18 protein-coding genes and 1 pseudogene are annotated in these 20,907 nt (G+C 73.5%); 13 read left to right on the top strand and 6 right to left on the bottom strand.

Going from position 1 to position 20,907, the window contains the following annotated elements:
- Nucleotides 1-45: 45 nt before the first annotated feature.
- The 5 genes and pseudogenes from rimO to ACZ37P_RS36085 all read left to right on the top strand — a co-directional run.
- A pseudogene (gene rimO / locus ACZ37P_RS36105) lies at nt 46-1,569 on the top strand (30S ribosomal protein S12 methylthiotransferase RimO); the annotation flags it as partial.
- A 146-nt stretch (nt 1,570-1,715) separates the two neighbouring features.
- Nucleotides 1,716-2,516: a CDP-diacylglycerol--glycerol-3-phosphate 3-phosphatidyltransferase gene (pgsA, locus tag ACZ37P_RS36100; RefSeq protein ID WP_467350647.1), complete on the top strand. Its 801-nt coding sequence runs from the start codon at nt 1,716-1,718 to the stop codon at nt 2,514-2,516.
- Nucleotides 2,513-3,064 carry a CinA family protein gene (locus tag ACZ37P_RS36095; RefSeq protein WP_467350645.1) on the top strand — a complete coding sequence of 184 codons (552 nt, stop codon included), beginning with the start codon at nt 2,513-2,515 and terminating at the stop codon, nt 3,062-3,064. Before pgsA ends, ACZ37P_RS36095 begins: the two co-directional genes overlap by 4 nt.
- 94 nt (nt 3,065-3,158) lie before the next feature.
- Nucleotides 3,159-3,551, top strand: a complete 393-nt coding sequence (locus tag ACZ37P_RS36090; RefSeq protein ID WP_355338132.1) for a helix-turn-helix domain-containing protein — start codon at nt 3,159-3,161, stop codon at nt 3,549-3,551.
- Between the two features lie 247 nt (nt 3,552-3,798).
- Entirely contained in the window at nt 3,799-4,269 is a 471-nt protein-coding gene (locus tag ACZ37P_RS36085) for a Dps family protein (RefSeq protein WP_355338135.1), read from the top strand.
- Nucleotides 4,270-4,952: 683 nt separating this feature from the next.
- Here the strand turns inward: ACZ37P_RS36085 and ACZ37P_RS36080 are convergent.
- From ACZ37P_RS36080 to ACZ37P_RS36065, 4 genes are all read right to left on the bottom strand, one after another.
- Complete coding sequence (locus tag ACZ37P_RS36080) at nt 4,953-5,750, bottom strand: SDR family NAD(P)-dependent oxidoreductase (protein WP_391052274.1); 798 nt, start codon at nt 5,748-5,750, stop codon at nt 4,953-4,955.
- Between the two features lie 33 nt (nt 5,751-5,783).
- Nucleotides 5,784-6,587, bottom strand: a complete 804-nt coding sequence (locus ACZ37P_RS36075) for an Fpg/Nei family DNA glycosylase (RefSeq protein WP_467350642.1) — start codon at nt 6,585-6,587, stop codon at nt 5,784-5,786.
- A 99-nt stretch (nt 6,588-6,686) separates the two neighbouring features.
- Nucleotides 6,687-7,367, bottom strand: coding sequence for a LuxR C-terminal-related transcriptional regulator (locus tag ACZ37P_RS36070; RefSeq protein WP_467350660.1), 681 nt, complete (start codon nt 7,365-7,367; stop codon nt 6,687-6,689).
- Between the two features lie 62 nt (nt 7,368-7,429).
- Nucleotides 7,430-8,869, bottom strand: coding sequence for a histidine kinase (locus ACZ37P_RS36065; RefSeq protein ID WP_467350640.1), 1,440 nt, complete (start codon nt 8,867-8,869; stop codon nt 7,430-7,432).
- A 254-nt stretch (nt 8,870-9,123) separates the two neighbouring features.
- Here ACZ37P_RS36065 and ACZ37P_RS36060 point away from each other — a divergent pair, with 254 nt between their 5' ends.
- On the top strand, nt 9,124-9,690 hold the full coding sequence (locus ACZ37P_RS36060; RefSeq protein WP_467350638.1) for a GlcG/HbpS family heme-binding protein: 567 nt from the start codon (nt 9,124-9,126) through the stop codon (nt 9,688-9,690).
- Nucleotides 9,691-9,849: 159 nt separating this feature from the next.
- A complete protein-coding gene (locus ACZ37P_RS36055) occupies nt 9,850-10,446 on the top strand; it encodes an ankyrin repeat domain-containing protein (protein WP_467350637.1) in 597 nt (198 codons plus the stop codon).
- A 234-nt stretch (nt 10,447-10,680) separates the two neighbouring features.
- On the opposite strand, the gene ACZ37P_RS36050 is transcribed toward ACZ37P_RS36055, so the two are convergent.
- Nucleotides 10,681-15,324 carry an ATP-dependent helicase gene (locus ACZ37P_RS36050; protein WP_467350635.1) on the bottom strand — a complete coding sequence of 1,548 codons (4,644 nt, stop codon included), beginning with the start codon at nt 15,322-15,324 and terminating at the stop codon, nt 10,681-10,683.
- 105 nt (nt 15,325-15,429) lie between these two features.
- Between ACZ37P_RS36050 and ACZ37P_RS36045 the strand changes: the two genes are divergently transcribed.
- Genes ACZ37P_RS36045 through ACZ37P_RS36035 form a run of 3 tightly spaced genes read left to right on the top strand, consistent with a single transcriptional unit; the run spans nt 15,430 to nt 17,517 of the window.
- Nucleotides 15,430-16,278 carry a helix-turn-helix transcriptional regulator gene (locus tag ACZ37P_RS36045; RefSeq protein ID WP_355338155.1) on the top strand — a complete coding sequence of 283 codons (849 nt, stop codon included), beginning with the start codon at nt 15,430-15,432 and terminating at the stop codon, nt 16,276-16,278.
- A gap of 4 nt (nt 16,279-16,282) precedes the next feature.
- The gene (locus ACZ37P_RS36040) at nt 16,283-17,194 is read left to right on the top strand and encodes an AzlC family ABC transporter permease (RefSeq protein ID WP_467350633.1); all 912 of its coding nucleotides are present in this window, start codon (nt 16,283-16,285) and stop codon (nt 17,192-17,194) included.
- Entirely contained in the window at nt 17,191-17,517 is a 327-nt protein-coding gene (locus tag ACZ37P_RS36035; RefSeq protein ID WP_355338161.1) for an AzlD domain-containing protein, read from the top strand. Before ACZ37P_RS36040 ends, ACZ37P_RS36035 begins: the two co-directional genes overlap by 4 nt.
- Before the next feature lie 94 nt (nt 17,518-17,611).
- Here the strand turns inward: ACZ37P_RS36035 and ACZ37P_RS36030 are convergent, their stop codons facing one another.
- Complete coding sequence (locus ACZ37P_RS36030; RefSeq protein ID WP_391130281.1) at nt 17,612-18,514, bottom strand: hypothetical protein; 903 nt, start codon at nt 18,512-18,514, stop codon at nt 17,612-17,614.
- Between the two features lie 101 nt (nt 18,515-18,615).
- Here ACZ37P_RS36030 and ACZ37P_RS36025 point away from each other — a divergent pair, with 101 nt between their 5' ends.
- The 3 genes from ACZ37P_RS36025 to recX all read left to right on the top strand — a co-directional run bounded on the left by ACZ37P_RS36025 (nt 18,616) and on the right by recX (nt 20,749).
- The gene (locus tag ACZ37P_RS36025; RefSeq protein ID WP_188286122.1) at nt 18,616-18,810 is read left to right on the top strand and encodes a DUF3046 domain-containing protein; all 195 of its coding nucleotides are present in this window, start codon (nt 18,616-18,618) and stop codon (nt 18,808-18,810) included.
- Between the two features lie 237 nt (nt 18,811-19,047).
- Nucleotides 19,048-20,181 (top strand): recombinase RecA, encoded by a 1,134-nt coding sequence (recA, locus tag ACZ37P_RS36020; protein WP_355338167.1) that lies wholly within the window; start codon nt 19,048-19,050, stop codon nt 20,179-20,181.
- 4 nt (nt 20,182-20,185) lie between these two features.
- A complete protein-coding gene (gene recX / locus ACZ37P_RS36015; RefSeq protein WP_467350630.1) occupies nt 20,186-20,749 on the top strand; it encodes a recombination regulator RecX in 564 nt (187 codons plus the stop codon).
- Nucleotides 20,750-20,907 lie beyond the last annotated feature (158 nt).

The raw sequence follows: 20,907 nt of genomic DNA, 5'->3' as shown, positions 1-20,907 counted from the left end.
CGGTGGCGCGGGGGCGGCGGCGACATGGCCGGGTACGCTGAGCGTATGCCCGAACCCCGTACCGTCGCTCTTGTCACGCTCGGCTGCGCCCGCAATGAGGTGGACTCCGAGGAACTCGCCGGCCGGCTGGCGGCGGACGGATGGCAGTTGGTCGACGACGCCTCCGAGGCCGATGTGGCGGTCGTGAACACCTGCGGCTTCGTCGAGGCGGCCAAGAAGGACTCGGTGGACGCGCTGCTGGAGGCCAACGACCTCAAGGGGCAGGCGCGCACCCAGGCCGTCGTCGCGGTCGGCTGCATGGCCGAGCGGTACGGCAAGGAGCTGGCCGAGGCGCTGCCCGAGGCGGACGGCGTACTCGGCTTCGACGACTACGCGGACATCTCCGACCGGCTGCGGACGATCCTGGCCGGCGGCGTCCACGCGTCGCACACCCCGCGCGACCGGCGCAAGCTGCTGCCGATCAGCCCGGCCGAGCGGCAGGCGGCGAGTGTGGCGCTGCCGGGGCACGCGCAGGGGCACGGGACGTCGGGCGAGGAGCCGGTCGAGGCCGCCGTGAGCGCTCTTGAGGCTTCCGAGGATTTCGCGGCCCAGGCGCCCGCCGATCTGCCCGAGGGCGTCGCGCCCGCCTCCGGCCCGCGCGCGCCGCTGCGCCGCCGCCTGGACTCGGGACCCGTCGCCTCCGTGAAGCTCGCCTCCGGCTGCGACCGCCGCTGCACCTTCTGCGCGATCCCGTCCTTCCGCGGCTCCTTCATCTCCCGCCGCCCCTCCGACGTCCTCGGCGAGACCCGCTGGCTGGCCGGAGAGGGCGTCAAGGAGGTGATGCTGGTCAGCGAGAACAACACCTCGTACGGCAAGGACCTCGGCGACATCCGCCTGCTGGAGACGCTGCTGCCGGAGCTGGCGGCGGTCGACGGCATCGAGCGGGTCCGGGTCAGCTACCTCCAGCCCGCCGAGATGCGCCCCGGCCTGATCGACGCGCTCACCGGAACTCCGGGCGTCGTTCCGTACTTCGACCTGTCCTTCCAGCACTCCGCGCCCGCCGTGCTGCGCGCCATGCGCCGCTTCGGCGACACCGACCGCTTCCTCGAACTGCTGGACACCATCCGGGCCAAGGCCCCGGAGGCGGGTGTCCGCTCGAACTTCATCGTCGGCTTCCCCGGCGAGACGGAAGCCGATCTGGCCGAGCTGGAACGGTTCCTGGGCTCCGCGCGGCTGGACGCCATCGGCGTGTTCGGCTACTCGGACGAGGACGGTACGGAGGCGGCCACCTTCGGCGACAAGCTCGACGAGGACGTGGTCGCCGCCAGGCTCGCGCGGGTCTCGCGGCTGGCCGAGGAGCTGACCGCGCAGCGCGCGGAGGAGCGGCTGGGCGCGACCGTACGGGTGCTGGTCGAGGCGGTGGACGAGGAGACCGGCGAGGTGACCGGCCGGGCCGACCACCAGGCGCCGGAGACCGACGGGCAGGTCGTGCTGGCGGTGCCCGACGGCGCTCCCGCCCCGCTGCCGGGGACCTTCGTCATGGCGAAGGTGACGGCGACCGAGGGCGTGGACCTGATCGCGGAGCCGCTGGACGTCCCGGCGGTTCCGGCGAGCCGTGCGGTTCCTGGGATTCCGGCGGTTCCTGAGATTCCCGAGATTCCTGAGGATACGACCGGGACCGCGAGTGCCGCGGGGGGCGTGACCGACGCCCCGCGCGGCCTGCAGGAGGTGGGCAGATGACCGGAGCCCCCGCGCCCGCCGCCCCGGCCTCCTCGGCCCCCGACCACCTCGGGGACCCGGTGCTGCCCAAGGCCGACCTGTGGAACATCGCGAACATGCTCACGATGGCCCGGCTGGTCCTGGTCCCCGGCTTCGTGCTGCTGCTCGTGCACGGCGACGGGCACGACCCGGCCTGGCGCTCCTTCGCCTGGGCCGCCTTCGCCGTCGCGATGATCACCGACCTCTTCGACGGCGAGCTGGCCCGCCGCTACGGCCTGGTCACCGACTTCGGCAAGATCGCCGACCCCATCGCCGACAAGGCGATCATGGGCGCGGCGCTCGTCGGCCTGTCCGCCCTCGGCGACCTGCCCTGGTGGGTCACCGTCGTCATCCTCTTCCGCGAGCTGGGCATCACCGCCATGCGGTTCTGGGTGATCAGGCACGGCGTGATCCCCGCCAGCCGGGGCGGCAAGCTCAAGACGCTCACACAGGGCATCGCCGTCGGCATGTACGTCCTGATCCTGACCGGCCCGCTGGCCACCGTACGGGCCTGGATGATGGGCGCCGCGGTCGTCCTGACCGTCGCCACCGGCTTCGACTACGTACGGCAGGCGGTCGTCCTGCGGCGCGCGGGACTGGCGGCGGAGCGCGCCGCGGTCGCGGCGGCCTCCGAGGCGGTCGCGGAAGCGGCCGCCGCTCCGGCCCAAGCTCCGGCGGGCGCTCCGGCGGGCGCTCCGGCGGGCGCGACCGCGGCGGATTCCGTGGCCGGCGTCGAGCTGGAGGCCGAGGCCGGGGCCGAGCGACCGCAGGGCGTATGACCGCCGCTGGGCGGGCGGACGCGGCGGAGGTACTGCGGCTGCTGGACGAGCGCGGCCGGACGCTGGCCGTCGCGGAGTCCCTGACCGGCGGTCTGGTGGCCGCGGAGCTGACCGGGGTGCCCGGCGCCTCCCGGACCTTCCGCGGCTCGGTGACGGCGTACGCGACCGCCCTCAAGCACGAACTGCTCGGCGTGGACGCGGCCCTGCTGGCCGCGCGCGGCGCCGTGGACGCCCAGGTGGCCCGCGAGATGGCCGAGGGCGTACGGGACCGGCTCGGCGCCGACTGGGGCGCCGCGACGACCGGTGTGGCGGGGCCGGACCCGCAGGACGGGCAGCCGGTGGGCACGGTGTTCGTGGCCGTCGCGGGTCCCGGCGGTGCGGTGGGCGCCGCGCTCAGGCTGTCGGGCAACCGTACGGAGATCCGGCGGGCGACCGTGGCCGCCGTATTCGAACTGCTGACCTCGGAGCTGAGGAAGACCCGCCCCGAGAAGAGTCCGGAGGCGAAGGATAGGGAAGAACACGGGGGGAAGGGATGTTTGCAGCCCTGAGTGAACACGACATCGCTCCCCGCACGGCCGGTGCCCGAGGCGGTACGGTGGGGCGAAGAGGATGCGGATTCGCGGTCCGAGGAGGGAGCCACCGATGATCCTGCTCCGTCGCCTGCTTGGTGACGTGCTGCGTCGGCAGCGCCAGCGCCAGGGCCGCACCCTGCGTGAGGTCTCTTCGTCCGCCCGGGTTTCCCTGGGCTATCTGTCAGAGGTCGAACGGGGGCAGAAGGAAGCGTCATCCGAGCTGCTCTCGGCGATCTGCGACGCCTTGGACGTTCCTATGTCCGAGGTGATGCGGGAGGTCAGTGACGATCTGTCGCTTGCCGAGCTGGCACAGTCGGCGGCGTCCGAGACCACTGCCGCGCCGATGCGGCCCCTGCTGGGTGCGGTCACTTCTGTCACGTCCATGACGTCCACACCGGACGAACGGATCACTATCAAGGCGCCCAAGAAGTCTGCCGAGGCTGTCGACGTGGTCGCCGCCTAGCCTTCTGATCTGCTTGTTCCGACGGCCCCGACCGGCTCGCTCCCGGTCGGGGCCGTCGGCGTGTGCCCGTACGTCCGCCGGGATTCGGCCGTTCCTCCGGCCTTCTCCCGCCGTGCTTCGTGCCGTGCTTTCGTCCGTGCTGTTGTTCGTGCTTTTGCCATGTGTGCGAGCCCGAGGCAGGGTAGGCGGGGAGGGTCAAGGGGGGCGAAACGGACCTCATGGTGTCGATCCGCTAGGAGAGAACCGCATGACTGTCGTCAAGAGCCCGCTGTCGGAGCCGGACCGGAAGACCGTCGGAGACGCGCTGCAAGGCGCCCTGGTGGACCTCCTGGACCTGTCGCTGCTCGCCAAGCAGGTGCACTGGAATGTCGTCGGCCCGCGCTTCCGCTCCGTCCATCTCCAGCTCGACGAGGTCGTCGACACCGCCCGGCTGCACTCCGACACGGTCGCCGAGCGGGCCTCCGCGATCGGCGTGACGCCCGACGGGCGGGCCCGCACGGTCGCCGAGACCAGCGGGATCGACACGGTGACCGACGGCTGGGTCAAGGACACCGAGGTCGTCGAGATCCTGGTCGCCGCGCTGGACGCCGTGATCGTGCGGATGCGCGAGCGGATCGAGACCACCGAGCAGCCCGATCCGGTCAGCCAGGACATCCTGATCGGGATCACCGCCGACATCGAGAAGTTCCACTGGATGTTCCAGGCCGAGAACGTCTGACGCACGGCCGGAATGTCGCTTTGCGTGCATATGTCGCAGCTGGTCGTGGCCGTGCGGCGACCCTTTCGGGTGAACGTTGCCCGGGGCCTGCCGGCGCGCGGCTAGCGATCTTGGCGGCAGGGCATCGCACCTGAGTACGGGACCCGCCGCGGGCGGCCTCCCGCCGCAACCTCGGGGGTCCGAAGGAGGCGGCCATGCGCGCACTGCGAGTTTTCGTGCTCCAGGCCACGGACCGGGTGGGGGGCCGGTCATGGGACGGGTCACGGGGCCGGTCACGGCACCGGTCATCGGTACGGCCGCCGGGCCGGGAGACGCCGGACGGTTCTCCGGTCCGCGGTAGGGGATTCGCGGGCCGCGGTGCTGAATCCGGCGTCCGCCGTACGGGATCCGGCCGGGGCGTACGCTCCGCCGCCGTTCTGTTCGCGCTCGCCTGCGGGCTGCTGTGGTGGTGGGCGGTGCTGCGGCTGTGGATACGGCCGGAGGCCGTCGGGTCGTGGGAGGGCGCGATGGCTGCGGGCGGTTGGAGCCTCGGGCTCATACCGCTGCACGCGGTGCCGACGGTGAAGCGGCGGATGCGGGCGGCCGTAGCGGGTGACGCGGACGGGCCGTCCTTTCCGCGGGGGCCGATGGAACGGGTGCGGACCGGACGGCTGTCGCCCGACGCCGGATTCCGGGGATGCGTCCTACCAGGGCATGGCCACCCCGCCGTTGGGGCGGAGGATCTGACCGGTGACGAAGGCGGAGGCGTCTGAGGCGAGGTAGAGCACGGCCGGGGCCACGTCCTCGGGCCTGCCGACCCGGCCCAGCGGGGACATGCGTGCCAGCGACTCCTCGGCGCGGGCCTGCGCCCTCTCGTCGAACACCCCGTCCGCGCCGGTGCCGTAGTGCGCGGTCATCGGGGTGCGGATGAAGCCGGGAGCCACGGTGTTGGCGCGGATGCCGAGCGGGCCCAGCTCGGTGGCGAGGGTCTTGGTGAGCTGGACGACGGCCGCCTTGGACACGCTGTAGCAGAGCAGGCCGCGCGCGCCCGTGTCGATCGCACTGGACGACATCGTGATGATGCTGCCGCCGCCGCGGTCGGCCATCGCGCGGGCCGCCTCCTGGGCGCAGTGCAGCACCCCGCGGAAATTCACCGCCAGGACGCGGTCCAGGTCGTCGTCGCTGGTGTCGAGGACGCCGCTGCTGTGCATGATCCCGGCGACGGCCGCCAAGATGTCGAGGCCGCCGTGGTCCCGGACGATGCCGGCGACGGTCCGGGCGATAGCCGCTTTGTCGGTGACGTCGAGCGCCCTGGGCTCGGCCCGCCCGCCGGCCTCATCGATCAGCGCCGCCGTCTCGCGTACCCCCGGCTCGTCCCGGTCCGCGCACACCACGACCGCGCCCGCTGACGCCAGCGACCGCGCGCTGGCCCGGCCGATCCCGCTCGCCGCTCCGGTGACCAGGGCGACCCGCCCGCTGAGGTCGTACGCCGTGACCGTCATGCGTCCGACCGTACGACCGTATCTGACGGTGCGTCAATTGCCGCGCGGGGGCGGACCTTTCTGGCAGCTCGGGCACCAGTACGCGACCCGGCTCTGGTCCGCCCTGCCGTGCCGGTCGGTCCTGACCGTGGTGCCGCAGCGCAGACACGGCCGGTTCGCCCGGTCGTAGACCCAGTGCGTACGGCCGCGCCGCGTATCGCCCGTGGTGATGTGGCCGGGGCGCTCCTTGTTCGCCTCCAGCAGCCGCTTCGCCAGCGCGACCACCTTCTCCGGCGCCCTGACGTCGCCGACCGCCGTCCACGGTGTCACCCCGCGCAGAAAACACAGCTCGACCACGTACACATTGCCGAGCCCCGCCATATTGCGCTGGTCGAGCAGCGCCTCGGCGATCTCCCGCTCCGGCTCCGCGATCAGCCGCGCCAGCGCCCGCGCCGGGTCCCAGTCGGGCCCGAGCAGATCGGGGCCCAGGTGGCCGACGGCCTCGGACTCCTGCGCGGTCGGCAGCAGCGCCAGTAACGGCAGCCGGTAGCCGACGGCCGTCCTGTGCTCCGTCTCCAGCACCGCCCTGATCTGGTGGGCGGGACCGCCGCGCCAGCGCTCACCGGGCGCGTACAGGTGCCAGGAGCCCTCCATCCGCAGATGCGAGTGGAGCGTCGCGCCGCCGTCCAGCCGGGTGAGGAGGTGCTTGCCGCGGCTCACCACTTCGAGGACCCGGCGGCCGGTCAGATCGGCCGTGGCCAATTGCGGCACCCGCAGGTCGGCCCGCACGAGGGCGCGCCCCGCCAGCGCGTCATGCAGTCGGCGGGCCGTCAGCCAGACCGTGTCTCCCTCGGGCATCTGTCCATGATGACGCGGGGCGGGGGCGGGGGTCACGTCGGGGCGGCGGCGGTTTCGGCGCGCCCCTGGGGGCGGGGTGCTGGGGGTTCTGGTGCGGGATCAGCCGAGCAGGCGGCGTTCGGTCGCCGCGGCCACCGCGCCCGCGCGGGTGTCGACGCCGAGCTTGTCGTAGATCCGGCCGAGGTGGGTCTTGACGGTGGCCTCGCTGATGAACAGGGCGCGGGCGATGTCGCGGTTGCCGAGGCCGCGGGCGAGCTGGCCGAGGATGTCGCGCTCACGGGCGGTCAACTGCGGTCCCGGCGCGCGCATATGGGCCATCACGCGCCCCGCGACCGGCGGCGACAGCGCGGTGCGGCCCTGCGCGGCGGCGCGGATCGCGGAGAACAGCTCCTCCGGGCGCTCGGCCTTCAGCAGGTAGCCGGTCGCGCCCGCCTCGATGGCGCGGGTGATGTCGGCGTCGGTGTCGTACGTGGTGAGGACGAGGACGTACGGGCCGCCGGGCGCCGTGCCTGTTCCGGGCGCGGCGGCTGCTCCGGGCGTGGCGCCTGTCCCGGGCGTGGCGGCTGTTCCGGGCGTCTCCGGCCGAACGGATTCGGCCGGTGCGTGGGCCGCTGCGGCGGCGATCCGGCGGGTTGCCTCGACGCCGTCGATGCCCGGACCGAGCTGGAGGTCCATGAGGACCACGTCCGGCCGCGTCTTCGCGGCCATCGCGACGGCCTCCTCGCCGCTGCCCGCCTCGCCCACCACCTCGATGCCGTCCGCGCTGGCCAGCAGCGCCATCAGTCCGGCACGCACCACGGCGTGGTCGTCGCAGACCACGAGACGGACGGGTCGGATCTCGGTCACGGCGCGGCCTCCAGGGCTTCGAGGGGGACGGCGACGGACAGCACGGTGCCCTCGCCGGGGGCGGACTCGATGCTCAGGCTGCCGCCGAGCTGGCCCACCCGCGCGCGGATGGCGGGCAGCCCGTGGCCGCGTACCCCGGTGGCGGCGACGGCGGCCGGATCGAAGCCGCGCCCGTCGTCGGAGACGTCGAGCAGCACCTGGTCGTCGAGGTACGTCAGCGTGAGCGTGGCGTGGGCGGCCCCGGCGTGCTCCGCGGTGTTGGCGAGCGCGCCCTGCGCGATCCGCAGCAGCGCCGACCGCGTACGGTCCGGGAGCGGCACGGGCGCGCCCTCCACGTGGCAGCGGACCGTGAGGGCCGACGGCCGGGAGCGCGGAGCGCGCTCGGAGTCGGCAGAGCCTTCGGAGTGGTCGGAGCCTTCGGAGCGGTCAGAGCTTTCGGAGCGGTCAGAGTCTTCGGAGTGCTGCGCGGCGAGCGCGCGCAGGGCGTCGTCCAGATCCTGTCCGACGAGCGCGGCGGGCGCGAGGTCGTGCACGAAGCGGCGTGCTTCGGCGAGATTCTGCTCGGCCACGGCGGTGGCGGTACGGACGTGGCCGCGGGCGGCGTCCGGTGCCGTCTCCCAGATCCGGTCCGCGGCCTGGAGCAGCATCCGCTGGCTGGACAGGCCCTGCGCGAGGCTGTCGTGGATCTCCATCGACAGCCGCTGCCGTTCCGCGAGGGTGCCCTCGCGCCGTTCGGTGGCCGCCAGTTCGCGGCGGGCGCGCACCAGGTCGTCGATGAGGGCCTGCTGACGGCCGGTCTGCCGCCGCATGTGGACGAAGACGGCGGTGGCGAGGGTGGCGACGGCGGGTGGCAGCAGCACCAGATTGGGGTCCGTCCCGTCCGCCAGCCGCAACTCCGCGATGACGACGAGTACGGCGAGCACCGCCACGAGCGCCACGGCCGCCCGGGTCGGCAGCGACCGCAGGCCCGTGTAGATGAGTGGAACGGCGCACCAGGCGAAGCTCGGCGCCAGCAGGACGACGACGGTCCAGCAGGCGACCAGGGCGGCGAGGCGTGCCAGCTCCCACCTGCGGGGGAGCGGTTCGCGTCGCCGTCCGGGCCGACGGCCCGCGAACTGGAGGACCGTGAGCGCCACGCTCAGCCCGATCACCCACGGCAGGCGACCGCTGTCCGGGTGCCGGTCGACGAAGCGGATGAGGGCGCCCGCGAGGAGGACGACGAAGGCGCCGTTCATGACCGCCGCCAGCCACCAGCCGTCCGGATCGGGGCTCGGCTCCGGGTCCCGCTCCGATGCGGGCTCCGGCCTCAGCTCCCATTCCGATTCCGATTCCGGCTCCGGCTGCGGCCTCCGGTTCGGCTCCGGCGTCCGGTTCGGCTCCGGGGTCGGGACCGGGGGCGCGTCCCGGTCCTGGCCGGGCGGCGGCGAGCTGTGCATCGGGGCTCCTGGTCGAGGGCGAGGTCGGTGCGCTGCGAGCGGTACGGGAGGCGACCCGGTGACCGGCCGCCATTCGCAGCGTGACCTGCCGGAACGGCCCGCGCATCGACCGATCGGATGACCCGCCTGTCCTCCATCATGCCCGCGCGCACGATCCGTCTCGCGGACCGGCGCGGCCCCGGTCCGGCCCGAGGATCGAAGGCAGAGGCGGGAACGCGAAGGCGGTCCCGCAGACCCGAGGAGTTGGAACGTCCATGAAGAAGATGTCCTCCCGTACCCGCGTCCTGACCGGTGCCGTGGCCGTCGCAGCCGTCGGCGCGGCCACCTTCGGAGCCGTCTCCGCGACCGCCGCCGCCCCGGCCGCGTCCGGCAAGGCCGCCCCCGCCTCGGCGAGCGCCGCCGCGAACGGCAAGGACACCCGTCCGGTCGACCGGCTCACCACCGCCGCCGCGACGAAGGCCGCGCAGGCGGCCCTCGACGCCGCGAACCGCGCCGGCCAGCACGTCACCGTCGCTGTCGTCGACCGGGACGGCAACACCGTCGTCACCCTGCGCGGCGACGGCGCGGGACCGCAGTCGTACGAGTCCGCCGACCGCAAGGCGTACACCGCCGTGTCCTGGAACGCCCCCACCTCCGAACTCTCCCAGCGCCTCCAGCAGACTCCGCAGCTCAAGGACATCCCCGGCACGCTCTTCCTCGCGGGCGCCGTTCCGGTCACGGCCAAGAGCGGGCCCGTCGCGGCCGTCGGCGTCGCGGGCGCGCCCAGCGGGGACCAGGACGAGCAGTTCGCCCGGGCGGGAGCGGCAACGCTCGGCCATTGAAGGCCGACGGGCGGGAGGACACTCACCCCGGCGCCCGACAGACATGAGACGTGCGGGAAGCCCGAAGCACCGGAGAAGCCGGAGAAGCGGGAGAACCCGGAGAAGCGGGAACACCCGGAAAACCCGGAGAAGCTTTCCGGAGAAGGAGGAGACACCGGCATGGCCGACCTGAACACCAGGCTGCTGGACGCCGCCCACTGTGGCGACGCGGAGCAGGTGACCGCCCTGCTCGACGCGGGCGCGGACATCAAGACCCGCGACGACCAACGGCGCACCCCGCTGCTGCTCGCCGCACTCGCCGACCACCCCGAGGCGGCCCGCAGGCTGGTCGCCGCCGGAGCCGATCCCAACGCGCGGGACTACCGCCAGGACACCCCCTGGCTGGTCACCGGCGTGACCGGCAGCGTCGAGATGATGCGCGCCCTGCTGCCCGCGCACCCCGACCTGACCCTCACCAACCGCTACGGCGGCGTCTCCGTCATCCCCGCCTCCGAACGCGGCCACGTCGCCTACGTCCGCGCCGTCCTCGCCGAGACCGACATCGACGTCAACCACGTCAACCGCCTCGGCTGGACCGCCCTCCTCGAAGCCGTCATCCTCGGCGACGGCGGCGCCGACCACCAGGAAATCGTCCGACTTCTCCTCGCTGCCCACGCTTCCCCCTCCCTCCCCGACGCCGACGGCGTCACCCCTCTCCAGCACGCCGAACGCCGTGGCTTCGACGCCATCGCCCAACAACTCCGCGCCGCGACCTGACGCAGGCCCCGGCCCCAGCCCCCTCGCCGGTCCCCGCCCCGCCGGGGCGGGCGACCGGCTGCCGCGAGCCCGCGACCGGTCGCCCAGGGCGGGGCGAGACGCACCCGGCGGCGGGTGCGTCCGGGCGGCCCGCAGACCGGGGCGACTCCCTGGGGGCCAGGTCGAGGTCCCGGCCCGCCACGACTGCCCCACGCAGTGGCCCGCTGCTTCCGCCGCCCTGCGTCCGACCGGGCTCTATCCGCCGTCCCGCAGGCGCAGGCCCCGCGGAGTGGCGTGGAAGCCCGCGGCTTCCAGGGCACGGCCGAGGGGCGAGGTGAGGGCCGACTCACCATTGGTCCGCTCCACCGTGAGGCGGCCCAGCGCGCCCTCGCGGACGGCCAGCGCCAGCGCGTCCGCGGCGGCCTGGAGACGTATCTCGTCGTCGGGCCACGCCAGCAGCGTCTTGCCGCCGCGCTCGACGTAGAGGGCGGGCTCTCCGTCGATGAGGACGACCAGGGCGCCGGCCTTGCGGCCCGGTTTGTGGGTGACGCCCGCGGGCTGCTCGGGCCAGGGGAGGGCCGCGCCATAGGCGTTCGCGGGGTCGGCGGCGGCGAGCACCACCGTACGGGCGCGGGAGGCGTGCTCCTCCTCGCGGTCGCGCGCCGTGCTCAGGGCGCGCAGCCGGTCGACGGCGCCGTCCATGGCGAATTGGGCCGCTCCCAGTCCCTCCACCACGTAGCCGCGCCGGGCCTGCCCGGTCTCCTCGAAGGCCGCGAGCACCCGGTAGGCCGCGGAGAAGCCGCCCGCGACGCCCTCGGCGGCCACCGCGCCCCGGGTGACCACGCCGTGCCGGTCGAGCAGCGTGTGGGTGAGGGCGTGCGCCCGCAGCGTCGGGTCGGGCTCGGCGGACGGTACGAGGGACCAGCGGCCCGCGGTGGTCGGCGGACCGGAACGGGACGCCGTCGCACGCGGGGCGCGGGTCGCCAGCGAGCTGTACCGACCGCGCGGCACGGCCCGCGGTGCCCGGTGCGCGGTGGAACCCGCCGTGCGGCCCGAGCCGAGGAGCGCCCTGAGCGGCGACAGGGTGTCGTTGGTGAGCCGTCCCGACCAGGCCAGGTCCCAGACGGCGTCGGCCAGTTGGGGATCGGTGGTGTCCTGCCCCGCGGCGCGCACCTGCTCGGCGATCTGCCGGAAGAAGAGACCGTAGCCGCCGGACAGCGCGGCCAGCACCGCCTCGTGCAGCGGGGACAGCTCCAACGGCTGCGGGGCGGGCAGCAGCAGGGGGGCGCTGTCGGCGAGGTAGAGCGACACCCAGCCGTCCTTGCCCGGCAGGGCGCCCGCCCCGGCCCACAGGATCTCGCCGGAGGCCGTCAACTCGTCCAGCATCGCCGGGTTGTAGCCCGTCACCCGGGACGGCAGCACCAGCTTCTCCAGCGCCGACGCGGGTACGGACGCGCCCTGCAACTGCTCCACGGCCCGCACCAGCCCGTCCGGACCGCGCAGGCTGTGCGTGCCCACGTGCTGCCACTGCGGGAGGAAAACGCCGAGCGTGGCGGGCGGCACGGGCTCCAACTCCTGCCGCAGCGCGGCCAGCGAGCGGCGCCGCAACCGCCGCAGCACCGTCGCGTCGCACCACTCCTGGCCCGCGCCGCCCGGCCGGAATTCACCCTGCACCGTACGGCCCGCCGCCGTCAGCCGTTGCAGCGTCCCGTCCGCCACCGCGGCGCCCAGGCCGAATCTCCCGGCCGCCTCCTTGGTCGTGAACGGCCCGTGCGTGCGCGCGTACCGGGCGAGCAGATCCCCCAGCGGGTCCTTCACCGGCTCGGTGAACGCCACCGGCACGCCCACCGGCAGCGCCGTACCGAGCGCGTCCCGCAACCGCCCCGCGTCCTCGACCGCCGCCCAGTGTTCCGCCCCGGCGATCCGCACCCGGATCGCCCGCCTTGCCGTCTCCAGCTCCTCCGCCCAACCCGGCTCCGCGCCCCGCGCGGCCAACTCCGCGCCGGTCAGCGGTCCGAGCACCCGCAGCAGATCCGCGACCCCCTCGGCGCTCTTCACCCGCCGGTCCTCGGTCAGCCACTGCAATTCGGTGTCCAACTCGGCCAGGACATCGGCGTCCAGCAACTCGCGCAGCTCCGCCTGGCCCAGCAGTTCCGCCAGCAGCCGCGAGTCCAGCGACAGCGCCGCGGCCCGCCGCTCCGCCAGCGGCGAGTCGCCCTCGTAGAGGAACTGCGCCACATAGCCGAACAGCAGCGAGCGGGCGAAGGGCGAGGGCTCGGGTGTGGTCACCTCGACCAGCCGCACCCTGCGGGCCTCGATGTCGCCCATCAGCTCCACCAGACCCGGCACGTCGAAGACGTCCTGAAGGCATTCGCGGACCGCCTCGAGGACGATCGGGAAGGAGCCGAACTCCGAGGCGACCTGGAGCAGTTGCGAGGCTCGCTGGCGCTGCTGCCACAGCGGGGTGCGCTTTCCGGGGTCGCGGCGCGGCAACAGCAGGGCGCGGGCGGCGCACTCGCGGAACCGGGAGGCGAACAGGGCCGAGCCGCCCACCTGATCGGTGACGAGCTGTTCGACCTCGCCCTTGTCGAACGCGACATCCGCCGCGCCCACCGGCGACTGCTCGGGGTCGAACTCCGCTCCGCGCAGCACCGGATCGGAGTCCAGCAGGTCCAGGCCCATCAAGTCGGCGTCCGGCAGCCGCAGCACGATCCCGTCGTCGGCGTGCATCGCCTGGGCGTCCAGGCCGTAGCGCTCCTGGAGCCGCGCGCCGAGCGCCAGCGCCCACGGCGCGTGCACCTGCGCGCCGAAGGGGGAGTGGATGACGACCCGCCAGTCGCCCAACTCGTCGCGGAACCGCTCGACCACGATCGTCCGGTCGTCCGGCACATGACCGCACGCCTGCCGCTGCTCGGCCAGATACGACAGCACATTGTCCGTCGCCCAGGTGTCGAGACCGGCCGCCGTCAGCCGCTCCCTGGCCCGCTCCGGTGCCAGCGCGCCCACCTCGCGCAGGAACGCGCCCAGCGCACGGCCGAGTTCGAGCGGGCGGCCGAGCTGGTCGCCCTTCCAGAACGGCAGCCGTCCCGGCACTCCCGGCGCGGGCGAGACCAGGACCCGGTCGCGAGTGATGTCCTCGATGCGCCACGAGGTGGTGCCCAGGGTGAAGACGTCCCCGACCCGGGACTCGTACACCATCTCCTCGTCCAGTTCCCCGACCCGGCCGCCGCCCTTCTTCGGGTCGGAGCCCGCCAGGAACACCCCGAACAGCCCGCGGTCGGGGATCGTGCCGCCGGAGGTGACGGCGAGCCGCTGGGTGCCGGGGCGTCCGGTCACCGTGTTCGCCACCCGGTCCCACACCAGGCGCGGGCGCAGCTCGGCGAAGGCGTCCGAGGGGTAGCGCCCGGCCAGCATGTCGAGGACCGCGATGTAGGCGGAGTGGGGCAGCGCCGAGAACGGCGCCGCACGCCGCACCAGGGCCAGCAGGTCGTCCACGTCCCAGGTGTCGAGCGCGGTCATCGCCACGATCTGCTGGGCCAGCACGTCCAGCGGATTCGCGGGCACCCGTAGCGACTCGATCGCGCCCTGCCGCATCCGCTCGGTCACCACGGCGGACTGCACCAGGTCACCGCGGTACTTGGGGAAGACCACCCCGGTGGAGACCGCTCCCACCTGGTGCCCCGCGCGCCCGACCCGTTGCAGACCGGAGGCGACCGAGGGCGGCGACTCCACCTGCACCACCAGATCGACCGCGCCCATGTCGATCCCCAGCTCAAGGCTGGAGGTCGCGACGACCGCGGGCAGCCGCCCCGCCTTCAGGTCCTCTTCCACCAGGGCCCGCTGCTCCTTGGACACCGAGCCGTGGTGTGCCCTGGCCAGCACCGGCGGCGTGCCCTTGGCCGCGCCGGACTGGGCCATGATCTCGGCGGGGGAGTGCGCCTCGGGCAGAGCCTCGCCCTCGGCCCGCTCGTAGGCGATCTCATTGAGCCGATTGCACAGCCGCTCCGCCAGACGGCGCGAATTGGCGAAGACGATCGTGGAGCGGTGCGCCTGCACCAGGTCGGCGATCCGCTCCTCCACATGCGGCCAGATCGAGGCCCGCTCGGCGGGACCCGCCGCCGGCCCGGTGTGCTCGGCCACCGGGGAGCCGCCCAGCTCGCCCAGATCCTCCACCGGCACGACCACCGACAGGTCGAACCGCTTCTGCGACGGCGGCTGGACGATCGTCACCTTGCGGCGCGGCGACAGATAGCGGGCGATCTCGTCCACCGGCCGGACGGTCGCCGACAGCCCGATCCGGCGGGCGGGCCGGTCAAGGAACTCGTCCAGCCGCTCCAGGGAGAGCGCCAGATGCGCCCCGCGCTTGGTGCCCGCGACCGCGTGCACCTCGTCCAGGATCACCGTCTCGACCCCGCTCAGCGCCTCCCGCGCGGCGGAGGTGAGCATCAGGAACAGCGATTCGGGGGTGGTGATCAAAATGTCCGGCGGCCTGGTCACCAGCGCCCGCCGTTCCGCCGGAGGCGTGTCGCCCGAGCGGATGCCGACCCGGACCTCGGGCTCCGGCAGTCCCAGCCGTACCGACTCCTGCCGCAGCCCGGCGAGCGGGCTGCGCAGATTTCGCTCGACGTCCACCGCGAGCGCCTTCAGCGGCGACACGTACAGCACCCGGCACCTGCGGCGGGCCTCGGCGGGCGGCGGGGTGCTGGCCAGCCGGTCCAGGGCGGCGAGGAAGGCCGCCAGCGTCTTGCCGGAACCGGTCGGCGCGACGACCAGCACGTCGGAGCCCTCGGCGATGGCCGACCACGCCCCGGCCTGGGCGTCGGTGGGCTCGCTGAACGCCCCCGTGAACCACGCGCGGGTGGCCGGGGAGAACGCGTCGAGACTGCTGCGACTGGACATGGCATCCATCCTGCCTCGCCGCACCGACACCGCGCGGCGGCCGACCCCTCAGCCTGTGGATAACTCGCTGGACGCCCCGGCCCGCCACCGGTCCACAATGGCCGTGTGACGGTGCGAGAGCAGGCCAGGTACTGGGAACACCCCGGACTGCCCGGAGTCGACCTGCTGCGTGCCCGCTATGTCCGGCACACCTTCACCCGGCACGCCCACGACAGCTACGTGATCGCGGCGGTCACCGGAGGCGTCGAGGGCATCGGGCTGCCCGGCGGAGCCGAGCGGGCGGGCGCGGGCGGAGTCGTCCTGATCAACCCTGAGACCCCGCACACCGCCTACGCGGGCGTCGAGGAGGGCTGGAGCTACCGGGTCCTCTACCCCTCGCCCGCCGTGGTCGCCGCCGTCGCCGCGGAGACCACGGCATTGCGCGGCACCCCTTCCTTCAACGCCTCGGTGCTCGACGACCCCGTGACCGCCCGCATGATCGCCGACGTCCACCGCGCCGCGGAAGGGGACAACGCGCTCGCCGCCGACACGCAGCTGCGCCTCGTCGTCGCCCGGATGCTCGCCCGCCACGCGAACTCCGCGGCCCTCGGACCCGCGCCCGTCGCGGGCGCGGGCGTCGCGGCCCGTGCCCGTGACCTGCTGGCCACCCGCCTGGCGGCTCCGCCGAGCCTGGAGGAACTGGCCCGTGAGGTCGGCACCGGCCCCTTCGCCCTGCTGCGCGCCTTCAAGGCCGCCTACGGGCTGCCGCCGCACGCCTGGCTGACCAGCGAGCGGGTCAGGGCCGCCCGCCGCCTGCTCGACACAGGCGTCAGCCCGGCCGACACGGCCGCCGCCGTCGGCTTCACCGACCAGCCCCACCTCAACCGGCACTTCGCCCGGATCGTCGGCGTCCCGCCCGGCGCCTACCAACGCGAGCGCAAGAACGTACAAGACCCGCCGTCCCGCCGTCCCTAGCCTCATGCGGGTGACGGGACATCCGATAGCCACAGAACCCGCGGAATCCGCCGACCGCAGAGAATCCACCGGGCCGGCGGACCGGCAGCCACGCTCCGCGCGCGCCCAGGTCGTCCGCGACGCCCTCGGGGTGGGCGTCGCCGTCGGGCTCTCCGGCTTCGCCTTCGGCGTGACCTCCGCCGGAGCCGGGCTCGCACTCGCCCAGACCTGCGCCCTGTCCCTGCTGGTGTTCACCGGAGCGTCGCAATTCGCCCTGGTCAGCGCCCTGGGGTCGGGTGGCAACCCCTTCGCGGCAGCCGCGGGAGCCTTCTTCCTCGGCACCCGCAACGCCTTCTACGGGCTCCGGCTCTCCCAGCTCCTCCGCCTGCCCGCCGCGATACGGCCGCTGGCCGCGCAGTGGGTCATCGACGAGACCTCCGCGGTCGCGCTGGCGCAGAAGGACCGCGCCTCCGCGCGGCTGGGCTTCACCGTCACCGGAGGCAGCCTCTACGCCCTGTGGAATCTGACCACCCTCATAGGCGCCCTGGGCGCCTCGGCGCTCGGCGACCCCGCTTCCTGGGGGCTGGACGCGGCAGGCCCCGCCGTCTTCCTCGCGCTCCTCGCCCCCATGGTCAAGGGGCGCGCCGAACGGGCGGTCGCCGCGGTCGCCGTCCTCCTCGGCCTTGTCTGCCTGCCACTCCTGCCTGCCGGAGTCCCGGTCCTGGTCGCCGCCCTGGCAGCGCCCCTCGTCCTGGCCGTCACCCGCGCGAAGCGCACCGGAAAGGACGCGTCAGGAACCGTACGGAAGCCGGAACGGGCACCAGCACGGGCACCAGCACAGGCACCAGCAAAGGCACCAGCAAAGGCACCAGCAAAGGCACCAGCACGGGCATCGGCATCGGCACCGGCACGCGAAGAGGGAGAGACAGCGGAATGAGCACAGGAGCGAGTACCTGGATCGCCGTCATCGTGACGGCCCTCGGCTGCTACGCGGTCAAACTGCTGGGCCTGTCCGTACCGGCGGGATTGCTGGAACGCCCCGTGGTCAAGCGCCTCGCCGCGCTCGTGCCCATCGCGCTCCTCGCCGCGCTCACCGCCCTCCAGACCTTCGGCACCAGCGGACTGCGGCTGGCCGTGGACGCGCGCTCGGCCGGGCTCGCGGCAGCGGCCGTCGCCCTCCTGCTGCGGGCGCCCTTCCTCGTGGTGGTGGCCGCGGCCGTCGTCGTGACCGCGGCCGTACGGGCCGTCTCCGGCATGTGAGCCACGGGCCGGTCCTCCGCGACATCCGGTGCCCGGTCACCGGCGTAAGGACCGGGCACCTGGATCAGCGCCCCTTACCCGCGCGGCCTCGACGTCAGCCCAGACGGCCGTACGCGCGCAGCGTCCGCAGCGCCTCGATCGTCACCATGGGCCGCCCTTCGAGGGCGGAGCCCGGCGCCCACTCGCGCCAGGTGATCGGCCAGCCGCCGTCGTCGCCCTGCTGCCCCGCGAGATGGTCAAGCGACCGTTCCATCTCGGTGTCGGTGAACCACGACCGGGCGGCCGAGTCGGGGGAGGGCGCGAAGTCGTGGGCGAAGTGGTGTTCGCCCGGCGCGTATCCGGTCGGCGGCGCGACCTGACCGGCGCGCTCGGGTTCCAGCAGCGCCAGACCCTGCTCGCGCACCAGTCGTCCCAGCCGCTCCACCGCGCCCTGCGCACGCGGCCGGTTCTGCGCCGAGGCCAGGAACGCCAGCGAGGCCAGCACCTCGTAGGGATGCGTCCGGTCCAGGGCGTCGATCGCCGCCCAGCAGAAGTCCGTCGACCTGAACAGCCACGCGTGCCACACCTCGTTGCGCCGCAGCAGCCCCACCACGGGCCCGGTGGCGAGCAAATCACCGGGCGGGTCGTCGGAGATCCGCATCCAGGGCGCGTACGGATAGCCGCGCAAGGACGCGTCGACCGCGGGCAGCGCGCCCTCCGCCGTCGAGCACGCCGTCAGATAGCGGCAGATGCGCTCGGCCCTGCCGCCCCTGCACCGGTCGATCTCGTCCAGCACCCGCAGCGCGTACGCCACGTGCAGCGGCTGGCTCACCGGGCCGCGCAGGTCGGGCTCCAGCGCGTGGCCGTATCCGGCGTCGTCATTGCGGTACGCGTCGAGCGCGGTCTCGACCGCGTCGCCGTCGCCGTCGAGGAAGTGGAAGGCGAACCTGCGCTGCTCGAGCACACGGGCGGTGAGCCACACGAACTGCTCGGCGCGACCTAGCGGGGTTGCTGGCATGCGCGCACCCTAGGGCGTGCGCGGCGGCCTGGAACACGGCTGAGCCGAGGAGCCACCCGGCTGTGTGACGGTACGCGTGCGGGCGCGGGATACTGGCAGTCATGCGGTTGACGATTTTCTGGGAGCGGATGCGCGCGCACTTCGGCGACGCGTACGCCGATTCCTTCGCGCGGGACCATGTGATGGCCGAATTGGGCGGCCGTACGGTGCATCAGGCGCTGGACGACGGCTGGGAGGCCAAGGACGTCTGGCGCGCGGTGTGCGCCTCGATGGACGTGCCCGCCGCCAAGCGCTGACGCGGCGTCGCGAGCGGAGCGACGGATTCAGGAGCGGCCCGACACCCCCGGCGGGTCGCTTGACATCAAATTCGAACATCCATTCTTATGGCTTGTGCCGGGTGGATTTCCGTGGTGACGAAGCGTGTTTCCGCCGGAGTTATCCACAGCACGGGGCGACGGCCGGGCGCGTTGTCAGTGCCAGGCGCTAGCGTCGTGGACGTGAAGCGATCGAACCAGACATCCCGGGTGGAGCCCATGGCAGGAAACGACCGCGAGAAGGCGCTCGACGCCGCGCTCGCGCAGATTGAACGGCAGTTCGGCAAGGGCGCGGTCATGCGCCTGGGCGACCGGCCGAACGAACCCATCGAAGTCATCCCCACCGGATCGACCGCTCTTGACGTGGCACTCGGCGTCGGCGGCCTGCCGCGCGGCCGAGTGGTGGAGGTCTACGGCCCGGAGTCCTCCGGTAAGACGACCCTCACCCTGCACGCGGTGGCCAACGCCCAGCGGGCGGGCGGCACGGTGGCGTTCGTGGACGCCGAGCACGCGCTGGACCCCGACTACGCCAAGGCACTCGGCGTCGACACGGACAATCTGATCCTGTCCCAGCCGGACACCGGCGAGCAGGCGCTGGAGATCGTGGACATGCTGGTCCGCTCCGGCGCTCTCGACCTCATCGTGGTCGACTCCGTGGCAGCCCTCGTGCCACGGGCCGAGATCGAGGGCGAGATGGGCGACTCGCACGTGGGTCTCCAGGCCCGCCTGATGAGCCAGGCCCTCCGCAAGATCACCAGCGCGCTCAACCAGACCAAGACCACCTGCATCTTCATCAACCAGCTCCGCGAGAAGATCGGTGTGATGTTCGGCTCGCCGGAGACCACCACCGGTGGCCGCGCGCTGAAGTTCTACGCCTCCGTCCGGCTCGACATCCGCCGGATCGAGACCCTCAAGGACGGCACCGAGGCGGTCGGCAACCGTACCCGCGTCAAGGTCGTCAAGAACAAGGTCGCGCCGCCCTTCAAGCAGGCCGAGTTCGACATCCTCTACGGCCACGGCATCAGCCGTGAGGGCGGCCTGATCGACATGGGCGTGGAGCACGGCTTCGTCCGCAAGTCCGGCGCCTGGTACACGTACGAGGGCGACCAGCTCGGTCAGGGCAAGGAAAACGCGCGCAATTTCCTGAAGGACAACCCCGACCTGTCGGACGAGATCGAGAAGAAGATCAAGGAGAAGCTCGGCGTCGGCGTGCCGAAGGTCGAGGCGCCTGGCGCACAGCCCGGGGCGGACGCGGCAGGACCCGCGGCCGTGGCCAAGACCGACGCGCCCAAGGCCGAGGTCCCCGCGCCCAAGGGCGCGAAGGCGACCAAGGCGACCGCCGCCAAGGCCTGACGCCGTGGCGCGCAGGTCCCCTGAGCGCGGCGGCTCTTCCGAGTCGAGGGCCTCGCGAGAGCCGCCGCTCGATCCCGAGGAGCAGGCGCGGGCGCTGTGCCTGCGCCTGCTCACCGGGACGCCCCGCACCCGCAGGCAGCTCGCCGACGCCCTGCGCAAGCACGAGATCCCGGACGAGGTCGCCGAGCACGTCCTGGAACGCTTCCAGGATGTGGGGCTGATCGACGACCAGGCGTTCGCCAACTCCTGGGTGGAGTCCCGGCACCGCGGCCGGGGTCTCGCCCGCCGTGCCCTCGCACAGGAGCTCCGCCACCGCGGAGTGGACGCGGAGCTGGTGAACGAAGCGGTCGGACTGCTCGACCACGACCAGGAGGAGCAGACCGCCCGCGAGCTGGTACGCCGCAGGCTGCCGGGCACCCGCGGGCTGGACCGCGACAAGCGGATCCGCCGCGTCGCGGGCATGCTCGCCCGCAAGGGCTACTCCGAGGGCCTGGCCCTCCGGGTGGTGCGGGAAGCGCTCGCCGCCGAGGGCGTCGAGGAGGAGCTCGAAGAGGAGCCGTGGGAGTGACGGCGGCGAGGACGGCGGAATCCTGGAAGGCGAGGGAGTACGAAGGCCCCGCCACCGGACGTCGCCCTGCCGCCAGGGCCTCCCAAAACCGCCCCGCCGTCCGGCACCGGGACCATCCGCCAAGGGAGACGGTGCCGGTGACCGGCAGCCCCGGCGGG

This window comes from Streptomyces sp. NPDC024632, assembly GCF_055559175.1.
Note: the sequence above shows the minus strand (reverse complement) of the source record. Positions and strands in the feature narration are given on the sequence as shown.